The organism is Acidobacteriota bacterium, from assembly GCA_016196035.1.
Lineage (GTDB): Bacteria > Acidobacteriota > Blastocatellia > RBC074 > RBC074 > JACPYM01.
Genome location: JACPYM010000117.1, coordinates 103,751 through 122,043 on the forward strand (window position 1 = coordinate 103,751; position 18,293 = coordinate 122,043).

The window sequence follows — 18,293 nt, forward strand, 5'->3', positions numbered from 1 at the left end:
CTGGCCACTATTTGTTGCTGGCAAAATTCAGCTTGACGGAATTGGCCGCGCCGCCGCCGACTGAAAGATTAAGGTCTACTTCCCCCCGTCCAGTCAGCGCACGCGCAAGTTGCAGGTTAATTTGATCCACACCGATTAAATCGCCTTGCGCGCCCGTAAAAACAACCTCCGCACTCGTGCCGCCAATCGTCGCCGTCACGCTCGTCAGCCCGCTGCGATCCGGTACAATCACCTTGCCCGCATAGGATATGGAGCACGAGACGTCCGAACTATTCCCTAAAATTTCGCGGAAGGATCGTGCTCGCGCCGCCGGCAACAGTTTACCCATCCGTCTTGCGGCCTTCGTGCTTCAATGCCCGATAGACCTTTTCCAGCAGGTGCTCCAAAGCCAGCTTCCGAAACTCACCATCGGCCATGAGCTTGCCGAAAATCTCTTCGTTGCCTTCCATGCGGTCAATGACCAGTCCCTCAAAGGCTTTCTCGAAGACGTAGCGGAAGTCATCTTTGGAATTAGCGGCAGCAGCTTTCTTCAGCGTCTCACTCTCAATCGCTTCTTCCTGGATCTGGTCAAAGAATAGTTGGTCGGCCAGCGTGAAGTTAGTTCCGAAGCGTTCGTTGAGGATGTCAATCAATTCGGAGAGCTTGATCTTTGGGTCTTCCTGCCCGGTGCCTACGTCGCTCGGCCCCTTGAGCGGTTTGCCGTCGCCGGTGTTGAGGTCAATCTGGCCTTCGCTGATTTTTTGCAGGCGGTAATACTGCAACTCGACTTCGTCTTCGAGTTGATAACCGGGGCCGGTGTCGCGCTTCGGCAATTTGGTCAGCAAAAAGCGCAGATAGGTATAAAGCTGCTCCAAGTCGGAATCCTGATACGGGATGACCTGCGACAGGAAGCCGTACATATTGCGGAAGTTCACCAGCAGGGTTTTCACTTCTTCGCGCTCTTCTTCGTCGCGTTCCTTGAATCGCTCAACTGCCGGGTCAAGGATGCCGTTCATTTGGGCTTGATCGTGGACGGTTTCCTTGCGGCGCGGTTTGAAATACACCGCGCAAAAAGCCTTCACTTCTTCTTCGTGAATCAAGCGGGTTTCTTCGATCTGGTGTTGCAGCCGGTAAAGGTGTTGCGCATCCGTCAGCGGTTCCGACGGCGTGTCTTCGTAATAGGGCTTGAACGCTTTATAGATTTCTTCCGGCTTGTTGCGAAAGTCGAGAATGAACGTGTCTTCCTTGCCCGCACAAGTACGATTCAGCCGCGAGAGCGTTTGCACGGCCTGCAAGCCGGTCAGTTTCTTGTCCACATACATCGTGTGCAGCAACGGTTGATCAAAGCCCGTTTGATATTTTTCCGCCACCAGCAACACCTGATATTCGTGGCTGTCGAATCGTTCCGGCAATTCGCTTTCCTTGATGCCGCCGTTCATTCCGACTTCCGTGTAGGTTTTTCCCGGCGCGTCCGGGTCTTCGACGATGCCGGAAAAAGCCACCAGCGTTTTGACATCGGTATAGCCTTTCTCGCTGATGTAACTGTCAAAGGTTTGCTTGTATCGCACCGCGTGCAAGCGGCCTTCGGTTACGACCATCGCTTTGGCGCGTCCACCGATTTTGTGTTTTACGTGCGTGCGGAAGTGTTCGACCATCACTTCGGTTTTCATCCGCAGATTGACTTCGTGAAAGGTCAGCGTGCGTGCCAGCGCCCGCGAGGCTTTTTTGCGCAAGACGTGCGGGTCGTCATCGCCGACTTGCACCAGCCGAAAATAGGCTTCGTAGGTGATGTAGTTTTTCAGCACGTCGAGGATGAACTTTTCCTCGATGGCCTGCCGCATCGTGTAAAGGTGAAACGGCGCTTGCCCCGTGATGGGGCTGGGTTCGTCAAAGACCTTCAGCGTTTTGAATTTCGGCGTGGCGGTGAAGGCGAAAAAACTCAGGTTGGGTTGTTTGGCGCGCTTCATCATTTCTCTGACCACACCAGCCAATTGATCGGCGTCTTCGTCTTCTTCGATGCGCTGATCGGCGACGAATTGCGCGGCCTCGGCCTGAATGCGGTCGGCGTTCAGTACGCCTTTCAAATCCATCGCAGCTTCGCCCGATTGCGAGCTGTGCGCTTCGTCCACGATGACGGCGAATTGTTTATCCTTCGTCGCAATCGCAAGCCCTGGGTAATCATCCGCGCGCAGCTTTTCCAGCGTCTCGGCAATGAACGGAAACTTTTGCAGCGTCGTGATGATGATCGGCGTGCCGTTCGCCAGCGCCTGCACCAATTGCCGCGTATCCTCGTCAATCTTTTGCACGACGCCTTGTTTGTGGTCGAACTGGTAAATCGTGTTCTGAAGTTGTTGATCCAAAATCCGGCGGTCGGTCACAACGATAACCGAATCGAACACTTTCTTGTCTGCTTCGTCGTGCAGCGAGGCCAGCCGATGCGCCAGCCACGCGATGGAATTCGATTTGCCCGAACCGGCGGAATGCTGCACCAGATAATTTCTGCCCGCTCCGTGCTGGCGCGCGTGCGCGATGATTTGGCGCACCGAATTGAGTTGGTGATAGCGCGGAAAGATCATCGTTTCTTTGGTGATCTTCTTGATGCCTTCATCGGTGAGGATGCGCTTTTCTTCGACCTGCAAATGCATGAAGCGCCCCAGAATGTCGAGCAGGCTGTCACGTTGCCAGATTTCGCGCCACAGGTACGCCGTGCGGTAGCCTCCGTCAGTCGCAAGCGGATTGCCCGCGTGTCCGTTATTGCCGAGATTCAGCGGCAGGAAATGTGTCTTGTCGCCGCTCAACCGCGTTGTCATAAACACCTGATCCTGATCCACAGCAAAATGCACCAGCGTGCGTTTGGTGAACTCGAACAGCGGTTCGCGGTGGTCGCGGTCTTTCTTGTATTGCTTTTTGGCGTCTTCAACCGTCTGGCCGGAAAGCGGATTTTTCAGTTCCGCCGTCGCGATGGGCAGGCCGTTGAGGAACAGCGCCAGATCGAGCGATTTGGAATGTGTCGCGCCGTAATAAAGCTGCCGCGTCACCGTCAATACGTTCTGGTCATACAGCTTCAGCGTATCGGGGTTCATGCGGTTGTTGGGCGCGAAGACCGCCACGCGCAGTTTCTTGCCGTAGCATTTGAAGCCCTGCCGCAACACCTTGAGCATACCTTTCGTGTCCAGTTCCTTGACCAGATGATCCAGCACCACGCTGCCCGTTTCCGTTTTGTGAATGGCTACCAGGCTCTTCCACATCTTCTCCTGCGTGGTTTGGATGAAGTCCAGCACCAGCGCCGGATCGAGCGCGCGCACCTTGTCGTAACGATCTTTCGCCGCGCCGTCGCGGTAATCCACAAAGACATAGCCGCCCTGCGTGGTCAGGTGGTCAATGATTGCGTCTTCGAGTCGTGCTTCCGTGTGTTTTTTCATGGTGGTTCGGTTTCGCGGTCGTCGAAAAATTCGAGAAACGGTTAAAGCTCCGTAGGGAGCGGCATGTTTATAGAAGCCATCCGCCACACAGCACCAAGCTCCGTAGGAGCGAAATGTTTATAGAAGCCATCGCCACACAGCACCAAGCTCCGTAGGAGCGAAATGTGCAGATGCCGCTCCTACGGAGCTAACGCAACCGATTGGCCGCCTGCTATAAACATCCCGCTCCTACGGAGCTTTAGGAATCTTGACGCCGCGCACATCAATCTTGCCCGTCGTCGCGGCAGTGATGAGAGCGGTGCGATATTCGGTTAAGCGGTTGATGACAACTTCAGCTAATTCCATTAACCGATCAAGTTTTTGAAGCTGAATAATCAAGTGTCCCACAATAGCTGTTTGTTCGAGCAATGGCGGCACGGGAATTAGAAACTTCTTGAGTGTTTCAGTCTCCATCTTGCGAGTGCCGTGCGCGGACTCTTGCGCCAACCCTGAAAAGACTTTTGCAAATCCAGTAAGGCACCAAAACAAATACTCTACGTTGAGTTGTTCCCCACAACGGAGCGCCTTCATATCTTGATTGATCGTCACAGCACGCTCTGTAATAGCCGTTGGAAATGAATGAGCCAATATCATCCCTCTCACCACAATTAGAACAGCGTTCACTGCAATGAGGGGGATTGCCGTTTCTCTTAATGCGGCTTCTGTAATGTGATCAATCGAGTCTGATATACGGGGTTGCTTCATATCCTTTGGAGTTACCCAAGGAATGTCACCATCCCAATACTCTGAGTTTGCCATGCTGGGAGTCATGCCACCGGACATTGTCATTAGAAATCCGAGCGGAACAATCTCCCAATGCTGCGGCACTTGGCCGAGCCAGGGGATGCCGGAATCGCGCAGGGGAGTGGCGGGGTTGAGTCCTTTGGTAACGGCTTGAGTGATGACCGCGAGGCGCTTTTCCTTGAGCTTTTCCAGCAACTCCCGCTTCCGGGCAATCAGCGCGTCAATCTGCCCCGTCTTCCAGTCCAGAAACGCGGCGATTTGCTGCTGTTCGCTCTCTCCGGGAAGCGGCAGCTTAAGTTCTTTGTATTTCTCCGCGCTGAAGTTCTCAATCGTTGACTGAATCAGCGTCGAGTTGATGCAAGCCCAATAACAAGCTGTCTGGAAGTAGTAATTTGCAAAGCGAGGAAAGATCACGCATTGGTCAGGTCGAAACCGAATCAAGTATCCAGCATAGGCAGCCTTCCCCCAACTAGACAAATACTGAAAACTTTTACCAACGGTAGCACCGCTGCGAGCAAGCAAAATATCACCGTCCTGAAGCAAGTAAGGAGCGGCAACATCCTCTTCAAGCGAACGAAACGTGTCATCGTAAAGAGTGCCGTCATCTTTGACATCGGTGATGCGGATGTAACGTGGCAGTCCGCGATCATCAAGAACAGCGGCTTCGTTGGCTCCATACATCAGCGGTTCGGATGCTGCGAAACGGAGTCGGCGAAACGACCAATGGCGCGGCAATACGCCCAGCCAATCGGGTTCAATCTCGCTGTAATCGGCGTAAGCCTGATAAGCCATCACACCACCTCCTTCAGCATCGCCATAATCTCCTTCTCCAAATCCGTGATGTCCTTTTCGATCTCGTCCAGCGGGCGCGGCGGTTCGTATTCGTAAAAGTGGCGGTTGAATGGGATTTCGTAACCGACCTTGATCTTGCTGTGGTCAATCCACGCATCCGCGCGATAGGGCAGCACTTCGGCGGCAAGGTAGGCTTCGCAATGGTCGCGCACCAGCGCCAGCAACGGCGCTACGTCCACCTTACCTTTGTTTTTCTTGCCTTCGTAATCGAGCGGCAGCGGCAACGTGAGGCCCGGCGGGAACGCTACGTTTTCGGTATCGCGCAACTCCGGGTCAGGTTCGGGATTGCCTTTCTTGTCGCGGCAGATTTCGGCGGACGGGTCGCGCTCGCCCAGACTGCCGGGCGAGAGCAACGCGCTCTGTAATTTGCTGTCGAGTTTGATCCCAGCCGCGTCAAAAGCCTCTGCCAATTGTTCGGCAAACAGCGCCCGATCTTTGTAGGGTAGGTTCTCAACCTGCCCTACAACCTGACCGGAATAGGGCAGGTTGGAAACCTGCCCTACAACCTGACCGGAATAGGGCAGGTTGTGAACCTGCCCTACAACCTGACCGGAATAGGGCAGGTTGTGAACCTGCCCTACAACATTCAGGCCTTTCATTCCTTCCAGCACTTCAAGGATGGCCGCCTGCGCTTCGGCTCCCAACAACTCTTCTTCTTCGATCTTGGCTTTGTTTTTGCGCTTGCGGGAAATGGCGAGTTCGACAAAGGCGCTGGTGCGTTTGAATCGCGCGATGCGTTCGTCAGTCACGGCGAAATTCAACCGCAACGGACGCTCAACCGTGATCTTGAGATAGCCGAAATCCTGATTGTCGAAAACCTTGCTGACAAACAGGCTCTTGGTCTGGTCACGTTTGGCGTCAACATTCGTCTGAATCTCGCCGATGGTCATTCGCGCGTCGTGCTTGCAATCGCCATAAAGTTTGGTCAGCACTTCGATATGATTGGGCTGTCCTTCGGTTCCGTCGCCAATCTGCTTGCGCTTGTCGCCCAGACTCTTTTTCATCTTCCAGGCGAACTCAGTGCCGTTGATAAGTTGCACCTTGCCTTTGCGCTCAGGCTGTTTGCGGTTGGTGACAATCCAGACGTAAGTCGAAATGCCCGTGTTATAAAAAAGCTGATCGGGCAAACCGATGATGGCTTCGAGCATATCGTTTTCGATAATCCAGCGGCGGATGTTGCTTTCGCCACTGCCTGCGTCGCCCGTGAAAAGCGGCGAGCCATTGAACACGATGGCGATGCGCGAACCTTCGCCTTTGGCAACAGGCGCAGGCTCCATCTTGGAAATCATGTGCAGCAGAAACAACAACGCGCCGTCATTGATGCGCGGCAAACCGGGGCCGAAACGTCCCTTGAAACCGAACTGCTCGTGTTCGCGCGTCAGGTGATCTTTCTCCGGCTTCCACTCGACGCCGAAAGGCGGATTGGCCAGCATGTAGTGGAACCGCTCATTCGGGTGTCCGTCGCCATCGGTGAAACCCTCTTTAGACTTGCCCGTGCCGAGCGTGTTGCCGTAAACGATGTTCTTTACGTCTTCGCCTTTGATCATCAGGTCAGAGCCGCAGATTGCATAAGATTCGGGGTTGTATTCCTGCCCGAAAAGTTCAAGGTTGGCGCTGGGGTTCAGTCCGGTTTCAGGATCAATGATGAGCTTTTCCGATTCCGAAAGCATCCCGCCCGTGCCCGCCGTCGGGTCGTAAATCTTGATGACCTTGCCTTCGCGGTAAACCAGATTGTCGTAAGTGAAAAGCACGCGCACCATCAGCTTGATGACTTCGCGCGGCGTGAAATGGTCTCCGGCCTCTTCGTTGGCTTGCTCATTGAAGCGCCGCACGAGGTCTTCAAAGACGTAACCCATCGCAATGTTGGGAATGGTGTCAGGGTGCAAGTCTACGGCGGCGATTTCTTTGACGACCTCAAACAGCCGGTTGGCTTCTTCCAGCTTTTCAATCTCGTCGGCAAAGTTGAACTTTTCGATGATCTTGCGCGCCCGCGCTGAGAACCCGGCCATGAACTTCACCAGATTCGGAGCCAGCTTGTCGGGATCGCCCAACAGGTTCTTGAACGTGAAATCGCTGGTGTTGTGAAAGTTCAGGCTGAACTTTTGATTGATGATCTTCTCGATGGCTTCGGCATCGTATCTGGCGACGGTTTTTCCGGCTTCGTTGAGTTTGGTTTCTGCCGCAAGTTTTTTGTGCAACGCGACGACGGCGGCTTTGCTTTCTTCCAGCACGCAATCAAGGCGGCGCAAGACGGTCAGCGGAATCATCACGCGACGGTATTGCGGCGGACGATACGGGCCGCGCAGCAGGTTGGCGATATTCCAGATGATGTCGCCGTGTTGTTTGAAGGCATCGAAGTTTTTCATGAGATGGTAATTTCCAATGTGATAGCTTGGCCAAAAATGGAGCGCGTCTGTCAACGATTCGATCTATTTGAAGCGAATAAGCCGGGACCTGGACGCGCGGTTGTTTTCTCATCAGCCTATGAGATTGTCAATAATTTGAAACGCGGGGCTGAGGCCGGAAAAGGCAGGCAAGAGTGGCGGCAAGTGTTTTTAGAGTCCAAGCTTCTGCCGGCGTGGTGCAGCCGCGCGGTTTACGCCGGTGAATAGGGCCATTTTGGCTGAGATCGGTTGCACGGCGGGTACCGGATTGAGCGGAATGCTCCAAGCGTTTTCGTTGTAGTAAGGTTGCGGCACAGGCACTTGCTGAGGCGGCTGAATTTTTCCCAAAAATTTTCGGGCGGCTAAGCTTGCTCATCGAATGATGAGCGCACCTTTGTACATGCCCATCCCGCAACCAAAGCTGAGTTCGCCCGCAGGCAAGGCGGGCAATTCGATCAAGATCGTGCCGTTCAGCGGCAAGGCGCGCGTTAGCCCTAAACTGGGGAAGACGATGCGGCTGGCGCAACCGGGACGTTGGCGGGCTGTCACCGCCAGCGTGACCGGTTGGCCAGCCGCAATCGTCAACTGCGCGGGTTCATATCCGTGTGGGCCGAGTTCCAGCTTGCTGGCGTGCGACGGAATCGCCACGGCAACGGTGGCGGATGGCGGTTGCGCCGCGCCGACCTGCAAGACGAAGGGTTGCGTGATGACCTGGCCGCCGCGTTGAAATTGCGCCCAGAGCTTGTACAAGCCCGCGCGCGGGAAACTGGTCAGCGTGCGAATTATCGCGGGCGGCGGGCCGAGCGCCGCTTCGTTGTGCACGTGCGGCGCGGTTGGCGTTGGCGCAAACTGGGGCGCTTCGAGCGGGTGGGCGTGAATGAAACTTTCCTGCCGCTCGTCAATGATGACGAAATGCGCCCAGGCGCCAAGAAAAGGTTCGAGGTCGCTGATGGCTTGGCCGCTCTTGGCGTCACGAATGGTGAAGGCCAGTTCAACCTCTTCGCCCGCGCGCAATGGTTGGTTGAGCGCCAAATTCAACTTGAGTCCGACTTGCTCTTTTTGCAACACGGCATCGGCGACGAGCGGCGTGGCGGCAGGTGCTGGCCCGCTCAACGTCAACACAAAACTTTCGACGCGTTGCGCGCTGCCGGGCGGCGTGCAGTCGGCATACAAACGCCAGCGCCCGCCGTGTGGAAACGTGTGCGTGACTTCGTAACGATCACCCGCCACTAGCACAGGATGAATGTGCGCGAATTCGGCGAGGTCTTCTGAAACCACCAGCAGATGCAACGGTCGTTCGTGCACGTATTCGAGCGCGCGCACAGGCGCGCCGTTCGTTTGGCGCACGGCAAAACTCAGGCGCAACGGTTGCCCGGCGGCGAGTGTTTCGCCATACGCTTTCAATTCAAGTTGCGGCTTGGTCAGCGCCAGTAATTCCCTGCCTGCGGTTGGGCAATCCTCCGACCCAGCAGCCGCGTCACGAAACGCTGTTTTCAATTCTGCCTCTGCCACTTGTCCGTAATAGCGCCCGCCCAGCAGGTATGGATAAGCCAGCCGCCCGCGCGCATCGGTCGAAAGGAAATAGGCGTAGGTGCCCGCCGGATATTCAGGCGTGATGGCGAAGCGGCCATTGAATTCATCCAGATCGCTTGTACCTGCGCTGTATTCGTAATCTTCGCTAAACGTGCCGAGCGGAAAGTCGGCATTGACCGGCGGGCCGTACTGGCTGGGCGTCAACGCTGTTCCATCAGGCCAAGCCGTGCGGCGTTCAATCCGGCGCAATTGACAACCCGAACGCATGCGCCGCAGGCTTTGTGTTTCACCATTCACATAACCCCACGGCCCATAAATCGGATAGCCGTCAAAGGCAAAGCCCAGCAAGGGCGAGTGCCGCGTGCCGTCGGCAATCAGGTTTTCAAGCAAGCCCAAATCAAGCGTATGCGTCGCGTCGCGCGCATAGCCATTCGCCACGCGCGTGCCGTCATCGCCGCCCGCCAGCGGATCGAAATGCCAAAGATTCTGGCCTTGATACGACGCCGCTTCGAATTGGTTGTAAATCGGCACGCCATTGACGAAGACGCCCAACACATCAGGCCGCACGCTGGGATGCGCGTTGGCGCTGGCGGGCGCGGGAAAACGCGGGATGTGGAAGATGAACTGGCGCAAGCGTTCGACCTGAGCGAGCGGCGTTTGCAACGGGCCGAGGTAGTACAGCGAAAGGCCAGCCGATTGCAGTTCAATATACTGATCGCGCACGTTGACGGCGTGAACTTCGGGTTGCACGCGCGCCAGTGGCCGATTCGTGCTGGCGGCGGGGTTCGTGATCCAAGCGGTGGTGACAGGCTCCGCTGCGCGCGCGCACGGGACGAGTAAGCAGAACCAGCAGAAGATGTATTTCCAGTTTCTGTGTTTCATTGCGAGGTTCGCCTGGGTACGCATCGCTTCCAGCGTGCGGTCTCGGCGGGGGACGGATTGATGCCGGAAGGTTTCCTTTCAGCATCTGTCGGTCTGCTGCCGAGACCGCACGCTGGCAGCGGTGCGCACCCAGGTTGTCACTTGATCGTCAAGTTGACCTGGTTTGAACCACGCCCTTCCGCCGTTACGATCACGCTGACTTTGCCCTTGCCCGCCAGCGCGCGCGGCAGCAACAGATTGAATTGATCCAGCCCGGCGAAAGTACCCTGCGGCCCGGCAAACGCTGGCGTCACGCTGACGCCACCACCGCTGCTGTTAAAGCTGGCGCTCACTTGCGCGCTCTTGCCCAAGCCGCTGCCAAAACAGATCAAATACACCTGATCGGATTCGGGGCCGAGATCAATTTGCACCGGCGTAATCACGCCCGCGTTGCTGACCTGATAGACCGGCTCGAAGCTTTGCTGTCCATTGCGCACGCGGATCAAATAACCCGCCGCTATGCTCTCGCCGCCGATTTGAAAGAGGTTGGGATATGCCGCGACCACGTTGATTGCGCCGGGAATCGAGACGCCGCCCGCCGCAATCGTCACGGTCGCCAAGCCGGTCGCGGCATTTTCAGGCACGCGGTAATTAACTTGCCCCGGCGCGGCGTAGGCCAGCGTGGCGGTGTGATTGACGCCCGCCGCATCACGAATCGTCACGACGCTACCCGCGAGCGTGGTCGGCCAGGCGGGCGAATCCGCCGCCGCCGTGCCGGTCGCCAGTTTTGCGCCGAAGAGCGGAAAGGCCGACAGCAGCGCGCCGGGCGCAGTCGGGCCGCCTTCAAACGACGCCGCCGAGACGTGGATGGAACTCAGGCGCACGCCGCCGCCGCCCACATCGTTGCGTTGCGCATTGCTGTAACTCGCGCCGTCCAGCACGTTGAAAACCGCCACGCCATTCACCCAGATGCCGACTGCGCCCAGCCCAGTTGTGCGTTTGGTCGCGGCGGCGGCGGGCGTGCGCGGCAATTGCACACGGAAGTTTTGCGCGGCGGGAAAGTTCATGAAAACGCCACCATTGCCGCCATCAATAAACCACGGCCCCATCACGTAACTGCCCAGATTATTCGACGCAACATACACCGCCGCGTCGGTGTAGCTGATCGTTTGCGGATCGGCCTTGACCGGCGCGGTCACACCACCGCTGACCTGTGCATTCGCAGGGCGCTCAACCGGCCACGTCGTTTTGGCTCCGGCGGAAGGATCAAAGCCGCTCACCACGCGCGCGTCCTGTTGCGAGTTTTTGGTCAGCCAGGCATTGAGTTGCGGCGCATTCGGGACGGTTTGCGTGAACGCGCCGTTGGCGAAATAGCCCTGTGCCGTGGCGGGCGCGACGGCATTGTTGCTGCCCGCGACGTTGCCGTAATACTGCATCCCGATAATGTAGGGGAACGCGGGCGTGCCGTTCTCATCCAGCGTCACGAAATAAGCGTAGGTGCCGTTGGGGAATTCGGGCGTTACGCAGGCGCGTCCGTTGTACTGATCCAAATCGCCCGCGCCCGAGACGAAATCAAAATCCTCGACGTAACGGCCCAGCGGAAAGGTGTCGGACACATCCGGCCCATACTGATTCGCCGCCAGCGTTTGCGGGATGTTCGGATGATGCGCCAGCGCCCAGTCGGGCAGCGAGGTGCGTTGCGTGATAGAGCGCAACTTGAAACTCGATTTCATGCGTTTGATCGCGCTGCTGGGGTTGTTGGGATCGGCAAAACCATACGGCCCATAAATCGGATAGCCATCGAGCGCCCAGCCGAGAATGGGCGAATGCACCCAGGGCGCAGCTTTTTCACGATAAACGGTACCGGTGCGGCCCGTGTTGACGGTGACGAGATTGTCTTCGAGTTGCGCGCGCAAACAGACGGGCTGCGCGTGGTGGTGATATTGGCCGTTGCCGGGTTGATGGCCCAGGCATTTGTCAAAGGTTTGCGCTTCGCCGTAATAGGCGTTGCGCACCCAAATGCCGTCGCCTTGCTGTTGCGGCGGTTGCGCCCACACGGCCACGCTGCCAATCAATAACAAGAGGATGGCGCTGCTCAATGTAACTTTGTTCATGTTCTGCTCCCTCCCAGTTGCGTTCTCGAATTGGCGAAGCCTTTGGAGTGCGTGCGGCACAGGCCGCCGCTTTGGTATGCCCTTCACTAGCTACGATTCAAAGGATTACCAAAGCGGCGGCCTGTGCCGCACGCACTCCAAAGACGCTGCGCGTCAAAATCAGCACAAGCGTTCTTGTTCAGGGCGCGGCGGAGGCGGGCGATGCGCTTCGTGCTCGGCGTGGAATTGATCGAGCTTGGCGCGTTGTTCCGCCGTCAACACCTGATAAATCGCCGCGTCTTTGCGGGCGCGAATCACCGTCAACTCAATCTCACTTTGCGCGATGGCCGCCGCCAACGCGCGCACTTGCGCTTCATTGAATTGACCCTTGGCGGTCGCCGCTTCGAGCGCCTCGTGCGCCTCGCGGAGTTTGTCAAAATACGCTTCGGCCTGGGCGTCTTCGGTGTCTTGAATTGTTTTGACTTGCGCTTTTTGCGCGTCGCTCAGATCGAGAAAATGCAGCCGCATTCGCCCGCCATCCGGCGGCGGCGGGCCACCGGGGCCGCGTTCACCTGGCCCGTGTCCTTGGGCGAAAGCCATTGTCATTAACAGGCCGGCGCCCAGGGCCAGCACGCTCAGGACATTCAGTGTGTTGGGAAATTTCATGTCTTGCTCTCCTTTGGTTGCAGTCCGTTGTTGTTTGCCAGATGTCTTGTTGCACTGCCCGGACTATACGCACAAAGCAACGCGGCGTGTGTAAACCCTGGGTAAACAGCAATGCGCTTTGTAAAGGGCTGGTAAAGCATGCGCAAAAGGAGGGCGAACAATTCTTTCCGCCCTCCTTTTGCGCTTAGAGCGAACGCAGGAAAGCCAGTACCTGTCCGCGCTGCAATCCATTCAGCAAACGATAACGCGACATCACCTGTGCCGCTTCGCCGCGATGGCGCAGGATGGCTTCGTCAAAGGTCAGCGCCGTGCCATCGTGCAAGAGGCGATTGCGCGTGCGCACGCCCCAGAGCGGTGGCGTGCGCAATTTGCTGGCCGTCGCCGGGCCGCCGTTTTGAACGATGCCATCGCCCGTGCCGACATCGTGCAAGAGGAAGTCGCTGTAAGGATGAATGAGCTTGTTGCCGAGCGCAGGCGGCACGACGAATGAGCCGCCGTTGAGCGACGTGCCCGGCGGCGCGGTTTGCAAAGTTGGCACGTGGCAGACCGCACAACCGATCACGCCGAAGACCTGTGCGCCCGCGCGCGCTTCCGGCGCGGCGGCCAACGCTTCATCGCGCGACGGCGCTTTGCTGGCGCGCATAAAGCGGGCAAAGACGTCAATATCGCCATCCGCATCTTCGGGTTCCGGCACGTTGTCAAAAGCGGCGATGGGACGTCCCATCGAGGTGTTCTCTTCCATCAGCAAATAACTGGTGATGCCGATTTCGTTCAGATAAGCATCCGCCGAAAACGACAGCAAGCTGGCGTGCTGATTCTTCCACCCGAAGCGGCCCACGCGCGTCTGGCCGGGCGCTTCGAGCAGGGGTACCTGAATCACTTGCCCGGCAATTGCGCCGCGCGTGTCACGGGCCTGTTGGCGAGCAAGCTGAATCAGAGTTTCATCGGCGATGGCTTCGACATAACCGTCGCCCAGTGTGGTCAGCGAGGTGCGGAAGGTTTGAATGGTTTCGCCATACGTCACGTATTCCTGCAACGACGGGTGAATGGCGCGGTCGTGAATCAGCGAACCGCCGGGCGCTTCGACAAAGTTGCCCTGCGCGTCGCGATGCCCGGCGCGCAACACCGTCACTTGGCTGATGCCGCCCGTGACCGGGTTCTGATGGCATTCGACACAGCCTTGCGCGTTGTAAACCGGCCCCAGCCCTTTCTCGATCTCGTCGCGTTCTTCAAATGTTTCGCGGTCATGATCGAAAGTGGTTTGATCCACCATGCCGTTGGTTTTGTTATCAAAGCCAGTGGCGGCTTCGGTCAAACCTTGTTGCCCAGCCACTGGCCGCACCAACGTGGTGGGCCACGTGAGCATCGTCACGAAAAGTACGAGCACCGAAAGCTTCAAAAATTTCATCTTGATTCATCCTCCATGAGCGTGGCGTTAGCGTGACGCGGACACACTGCCCCCCTTCCGGGACGGCCCCAGTCACGATTGATTTATTGCTGTGGGTTGCCGGTGTAGCTTGTTCGTCGGGGCCATCCCTGGGAGCGCAGGCATCCTGCCTGCCGGGGGAAAGCCGCGTAGCGTTCCTCATCCCGTCAGAGAGAATAAGGAAGGCTGCGCCGCTTCTTTTGTAGTAGGCAGGAATGCCTGCGCTCCCAGGAAATCATCAATATGCGTTGGGGCCGTTGCGCAGCGTGTTACCTCGCTGCTCATTTGCGAGGCGGACTATAAACGCAAAGCGCGCGGCGCACTGTAAATTCCAGGTAAGCAAGCGGGCGCTTTGTAAAAGGCTGGTAAATTCGCGGGCGGGCAATGTCAGGCACCGCAATGCTGACGTAAAATGCGCGCGCTATGTGGCAACGAATCCAAACCAGCATGCGGGCCAACTGGCTGCTGTGCGGCGGCGCGGCGTTGTGCGTGCTGTTGCTGTTGACCGCCATATTGCAATACCGCTGGATCAATCGCGTCAGCGAAGCCGATCAGCAACTGCGGCACATCCTGTTGGAAATGACGCTGCGCAACTTCCAACGAGACTTTGACCGCCGGTTGCGCGACACCTTGCAATTTTATCAACGTGTCCTGGGCGTCACGCCCGGCACGGCTTGGGAACCGCGCCTCAACGCCGCGTTGAATCGCTGGCAAACCGAAAGCGCCGAAGCGCGGTTGGTCGAAGCCGTCAGCTTCGCCACGCTGGACGCGGCGGGCACGCCCGTCTTCAAACGCCGCGCTGGCAATGCCGCCGCTTTCACGTCACAGCCCTGGCCTGTGGCATTGCGGCCCTATCGCCAAATGCTTGCCCAGCGTTTGCGCACACGCGGGGGCGAGTTGCCGCTCACGCCGCGCGATCTGGTGCAGGAGTTTTCCGCCGACAAGCCCGTGCTCGTCTTTCAATTGGTCGAAGACGCCGCGCGCCAAGCCGAACTGGCGGCCTCGCCCGACGCTGCTGACCGTCCCGGCAGGTTGCCGCAACGCAAGCTTGAGGAATTCTTCAATTCGCTCACACCCGCCCCCGCCAAGCTGCCGCAGGGCCGGGCGGAGTTGGCGGGCTGGGTTTTCCTCGAACTCGACGCGGCCTATATGCAAACGCAATGGCTGCCGGAAATGTTAAAGCGGTACTTCGGCCAACGCGGCATGGAGGGTTATCAATTGGCGCTGTTGACCGGCCAGCCGCCACGCGCGCTGTATGTGTCAAACGCCGCACCCGCCGACGCATTTGTCACCGCCGACGCGGCGCTGGTGCTTTTCACGCGCCGCATTCAAACCAGCCAGGAAGCTGGCCCGCCCAATGGCCCGCCGCCACCGCCACCACCGCCACCGCCGCGCGCTGGACAACCCGACGCAGGCTCACCGCCTGAAGGGCCGCCGAATGAAGGGCCGCCAGAGGCCGGGCCGCCACGTACAGGCCGCAGGCTGCGGGAAGAATTCACGGCCTTCAATGCCGCCGCTGACCCGGCGGCCTGGCGCTTGGTCGTAAAGGATGTTTCCGGCTCGGTGGACACGGCGATTGCGCAGGCGCGCCGCCGCAATCTGGCGCTGGCGCTCGGCGTGCTGCTGATCCTATCCGCGAGTTTTGTGTTGATGATTGTGGCGACGCAGCGCGCCCGCCGCCTGGCCGCGCAACAATTGGAATTTGTCGCGGGCGTTTCGCACGAGTTGCGCACGCCGCTGTCGGTCATCCAATCCACCAGCCACAATCTGGCGCAAGGCATGGTCAAAGACGCCGCGCGCGTGCAACAGTACGGTGCGGCCATCCAAACCGAAGTGCGCCGCTTGTCGAACCAGGTCGAACAGATGCTCGCCTTCGCGGGCGTTCAATCGGGACGCAAGCTCTACGACTTGCGCCCGCTCAACCTCGCTGAAGTTTGCGAACACGCGCTGGCCGAATACGCCGCCGTGTTTGCCGCCGACGGCTGGCAGATCGAATGTAACTTGCCTGCGGAGCTGCCGCCCGTGCTGGCCGATGCCCAGGCGTTGGAAAGCGCGCTCAAGAACCTGTTGCACAACGCGCAAAAATACGCCGCCGCTGGCCGCTGGCTGAGCCTGAGCGCGACCACAATGACGGCGCGTCAACGCACCGAAGTGCAACTGACCATCGCCGATCACGGCCCCGGCATTGCAGCGGCGGATGTGCCGCACATCTTCGAGCCGTTCTATCGCAGCCCGCGCATCGTGGCGACCACCATTCCCGGCGCGGGTTTGGGCTTGAGTCTGGTGCAACGGCATTTGCAAGCGATGGGCGGGCGCGTGACGGTGAAAACGGCGGAAGGCGCCGGCACCGCATTCACGCTGCATTTGCCTGCCATCATCCCGGAACACGGCTCATGAAAAAACGAATCCTGCTGGTCGAAGATGAACCCGGTCTGGTGCTGGCGCTGACCGATTTGCTGCTCAATGAAGGCTACGAATTTGAGACCACGCCGGATGGTTTGGCGGGTCTGTCGTTGGCGAGCGAAGGCCGCTTTGACTTGGTGATCCTCGACGTGAATTTGCCGGGCAAAAACGGCTTCGACGTCTGCCGCGATCTGCGCCAGCGCGGCGTGACGACGCCCATTCTGATGTTGACCGCGCGCGGCCAAATCATTGACAAGGTGCTGGGACTGAAGCTGGGCGCGGATGATTATTTGACCAAGCCGTTTGATTCGCTGGAACTGCTGGCGCGTGTCGAGGCGCGTTTGCGCACTGCGCCGTCCGTTGCTGCCTCTTCCTCATCTGAGAGCTTTCATTTCGGCGCAATCGCGGTCAACTTCCCCAGCACCGAAGTGCGCCGCCACGGCCAAGCGGTCGAGCTGTCGGCGCGCGAATTTGAACTGCTGCGTTTTTTCATCGAGCGGCCCGGCATCACACTTTCGCGCCAGCAGTTGTTGCAAGAGGTTTGGGGTTATGCGTCGGACATCGAGACGCGCACGGTGGATGTGCATGTCGGCTGGCTGCGGCAAAAACTGGAAGACGACGCGAAAAACCCGCGCCACTTTTTGACGGTACGCGGGTTCGGCTACAAGTTTTTAGCGCAGGCAGAATAAGTTTGCCACAGAGGCACAGAGACACAGAGGAATAAGAGAGTTTGATGGGGCGGCTTTTTTTTAGCTCTGTGTCTCAGTGCCTCTGTGGCAAATCACCGCGCCACGCGCGCGCCGCCGCCTTTCATCACTTTTTCGACTTCGGCCAGCGTCGCCATCGAAGTGTCGCCCGGCGTCGTCATCGCCAACGCGCCATGTGCCGCGCCGTATTCGATGGCCCGCTGTGCGCCCTGCTCAGTCAAAAAGCCATACGCCAAGCCGGACGCGAACGAATCGCCGCCGCCGACGCGGTCAAAGATTTCCAGATTCTCGCGCAAGGGCGCTTCGTAAAACTGGCCGGCGTAGTAACAGATTGCGCCCCAGTCATTGACCGTCGCCGTTTTGGCGTTGCGCAATGTCGTCGCGACGACTTGGAAGTTGGGGTATTGCGCAACCGCGAGGGCGATCATTTTTTTGAAATTGGACGGATCGAGGTCGGCGAGATGTTCGTCTACGCCCTCGACGGCAAAGCCGAGCGCAGCGGTGAAATCCTCTTCGTTGCCGATCATCACGTCTACCAATTCGGCCAAGCCGCGATTGACTTCCTGCGCGCGCGCGTGGCCGCCGATGCCCTGCCAGAGCGATTCGCGGTAGTTCAGATCGTAGGAAATGATCGTGCCGTGTTTGCGCGCGGCTTCCATCGCCTCTTTGGCGACGAGCGGCGTCGTTTCGGAGAGCGCGGCGAAAATGCCGCCGCAATGGAACCAGCGCGCGCCTTCTACGCCAAAAATCTTTTCCCAATCAATCTCGCCGGGTTTGAGTTGCGCAATCGCCGTGTGGCCGCGATCTGAACAGCCGACCGCACCGCGCACGCCGAAGCCGCGTTCAGTAAAGTTCAAGCCATTGCGCACCGCGCGCCCGACGCCGTCATATTTGACCCATCTGATGTGCGACTGATCTACGCCGCCCTGATAGATCAAATCCTGCACGAGACGGCCCACCGGATTGTCGGCCAAGGCTGTCACCACAGCGGTGCGCATGCCAAAGCAACGCTTCAAGCCGCGCGCGACGTTATATTCGCCGCCGCCTTCCCACGTCTGAAACGTGCGCGTGGTGTGAATGCGCCCATCACCCGGATCGAGCCGCAGCATCACTTCGCCAAGCGCGACCATGTCCCATTTGCATTGTTCTTTTGGTTTTATCTGCATCTCGTTTTCTCCCACGAA

General features: G+C 58.3%; 10 protein-coding genes and 1 pseudogene. 2 read left to right on the plus strand and 9 right to left on the minus strand.

Features of this window, described 5'->3' with window-relative positions; translation table 11 throughout:
* Window positions 1-7 precede the first annotated feature (7 nt).
* The 8 genes and pseudogenes from HY011_33085 to HY011_33120 all read right to left on the minus strand — a co-directional run bounded on the left by HY011_33085 (window position 8) and on the right by HY011_33120 (window position 13,981).
* Entirely contained in the window at window positions 8-232 is a 225-nt protein-coding gene (locus tag HY011_33085; GenBank protein MBI3427784.1) for a hypothetical protein, read from the minus strand.
* 88 nt (window positions 233-320) lie between these two features.
* The gene (locus HY011_33090; GenBank protein ID MBI3427785.1) at window positions 321-3,401 is read right to left on the minus strand and encodes a type I restriction endonuclease subunit R; all 3,081 of its coding nucleotides are present in this window, start codon (window positions 3,399-3,401) and stop codon (window positions 321-323) included.
* A 228-nt stretch (window positions 3,402-3,629) separates the two neighbouring features.
* Window positions 3,630-4,976 carry a restriction endonuclease subunit S gene (locus tag HY011_33095; protein MBI3427786.1) on the minus strand — a complete coding sequence of 449 codons (1,347 nt, stop codon included), beginning with the start codon at window positions 4,974-4,976 and terminating at the stop codon, window positions 3,630-3,632.
* Between the two features lie 656 nt (window positions 4,977-5,632).
* Window positions 5,633-7,402, minus strand: a pseudogene (locus tag HY011_33100) (SAM-dependent DNA methyltransferase).
* Window positions 7,403-7,792: 390 nt separating this feature from the next.
* A complete protein-coding gene (locus tag HY011_33105) occupies window positions 7,793-9,835 on the minus strand; it encodes a YHYH protein (protein ID MBI3427787.1) in 2,043 nt (680 codons plus the stop codon).
* A 137-nt stretch (window positions 9,836-9,972) separates the two neighbouring features.
* The gene (locus tag HY011_33110) at window positions 9,973-11,928 is read right to left on the minus strand and encodes a YHYH protein (protein ID MBI3427788.1); all 1,956 of its coding nucleotides are present in this window, start codon (window positions 11,926-11,928) and stop codon (window positions 9,973-9,975) included.
* A 159-nt stretch (window positions 11,929-12,087) separates the two neighbouring features.
* Entirely contained in the window at window positions 12,088-12,573 is a 486-nt protein-coding gene (locus HY011_33115; GenBank protein MBI3427789.1) for a Spy/CpxP family protein refolding chaperone, read from the minus strand.
* Window positions 12,574-12,757: 184 nt separating this feature from the next.
* Window positions 12,758-13,981, minus strand: a complete 1,224-nt coding sequence (locus HY011_33120) for a hypothetical protein (GenBank protein ID MBI3427790.1) — start codon at window positions 13,979-13,981, stop codon at window positions 12,758-12,760.
* A gap of 441 nt (window positions 13,982-14,422) precedes the next feature.
* On the opposite strand from HY011_33120, the gene HY011_33125 reads away from it, so the two are divergent.
* Entirely contained in the window at window positions 14,423-16,396 is a 1,974-nt protein-coding gene (locus HY011_33125; protein ID MBI3427791.1) for a HAMP domain-containing histidine kinase, read from the plus strand.
* On the plus strand, window positions 16,393-17,091 hold the full coding sequence (locus HY011_33130; GenBank protein ID MBI3427792.1) for a response regulator transcription factor: 699 nt from the start codon (window positions 16,393-16,395) through the stop codon (window positions 17,089-17,091). The genes HY011_33125 and HY011_33130 overlap by 4 nt, the downstream gene beginning before the upstream one ends.
* Window positions 17,092-17,183: 92 nt before the next feature.
* Here HY011_33130 and HY011_33135 read toward each other — a convergent pair whose 3' ends face one another.
* Window positions 17,184-18,275: a sugar kinase gene (locus tag HY011_33135; GenBank protein MBI3427793.1), complete on the minus strand. Its 1,092-nt coding sequence runs from the start codon at window positions 18,273-18,275 to the stop codon at window positions 17,184-17,186.
* Between the last annotated feature and the right edge of the window lie 18 nt (window positions 18,276-18,293).

What these genes read in the sequence shown, in the direction of transcription:
- HY011_33135 (MBI3427793.1), bottom strand. Translation starts at nt 18,275, where the DNA reads ATGCAGATAAAACCAAAAGAACAATGCAAATGGGACATGGTCGCGCTT.
- HY011_33110 (MBI3427788.1), bottom strand. Translation starts at nt 11,928, where the DNA reads ATGAACAAAGTTACATTGAGCAGCGCCATCCTCTTGTTATTGATTGGC.
- HY011_33105 (MBI3427787.1), bottom strand. Translation starts at nt 9,835, where the DNA reads ATGAAACACAGAAACTGGAAATACATCTTCTGCTGGTTCTGCTTACTC.
- HY011_33125 (MBI3427791.1), top strand. Translation starts at nt 14,423, where the DNA reads ATGTGGCAACGAATCCAAACCAGCATGCGGGCCAACTGGCTGCTGTGC.
- HY011_33090 (MBI3427785.1), bottom strand. Translation starts at nt 3,401, where the DNA reads ATGAAAAAACACACGGAAGCACGACTCGAAGACGCAATCATTGACCAC.
- HY011_33130 (MBI3427792.1), top strand. Translation starts at nt 16,393, where the DNA reads ATGAAAAAACGAATCCTGCTGGTCGAAGATGAACCCGGTCTGGTGCTG.
- HY011_33115 (MBI3427789.1), bottom strand. Translation starts at nt 12,573, where the DNA reads ATGAAATTTCCCAACACACTGAATGTCCTGAGCGTGCTGGCCCTGGGC.
- HY011_33120 (MBI3427790.1), bottom strand. Translation starts at nt 13,981, where the DNA reads ATGAAATTTTTGAAGCTTTCGGTGCTCGTACTTTTCGTGACGATGCTC.
- HY011_33095 (MBI3427786.1), bottom strand. Translation starts at nt 4,976, where the DNA reads ATGGCTTATCAGGCTTACGCCGATTACAGCGAGATTGAACCCGATTGG.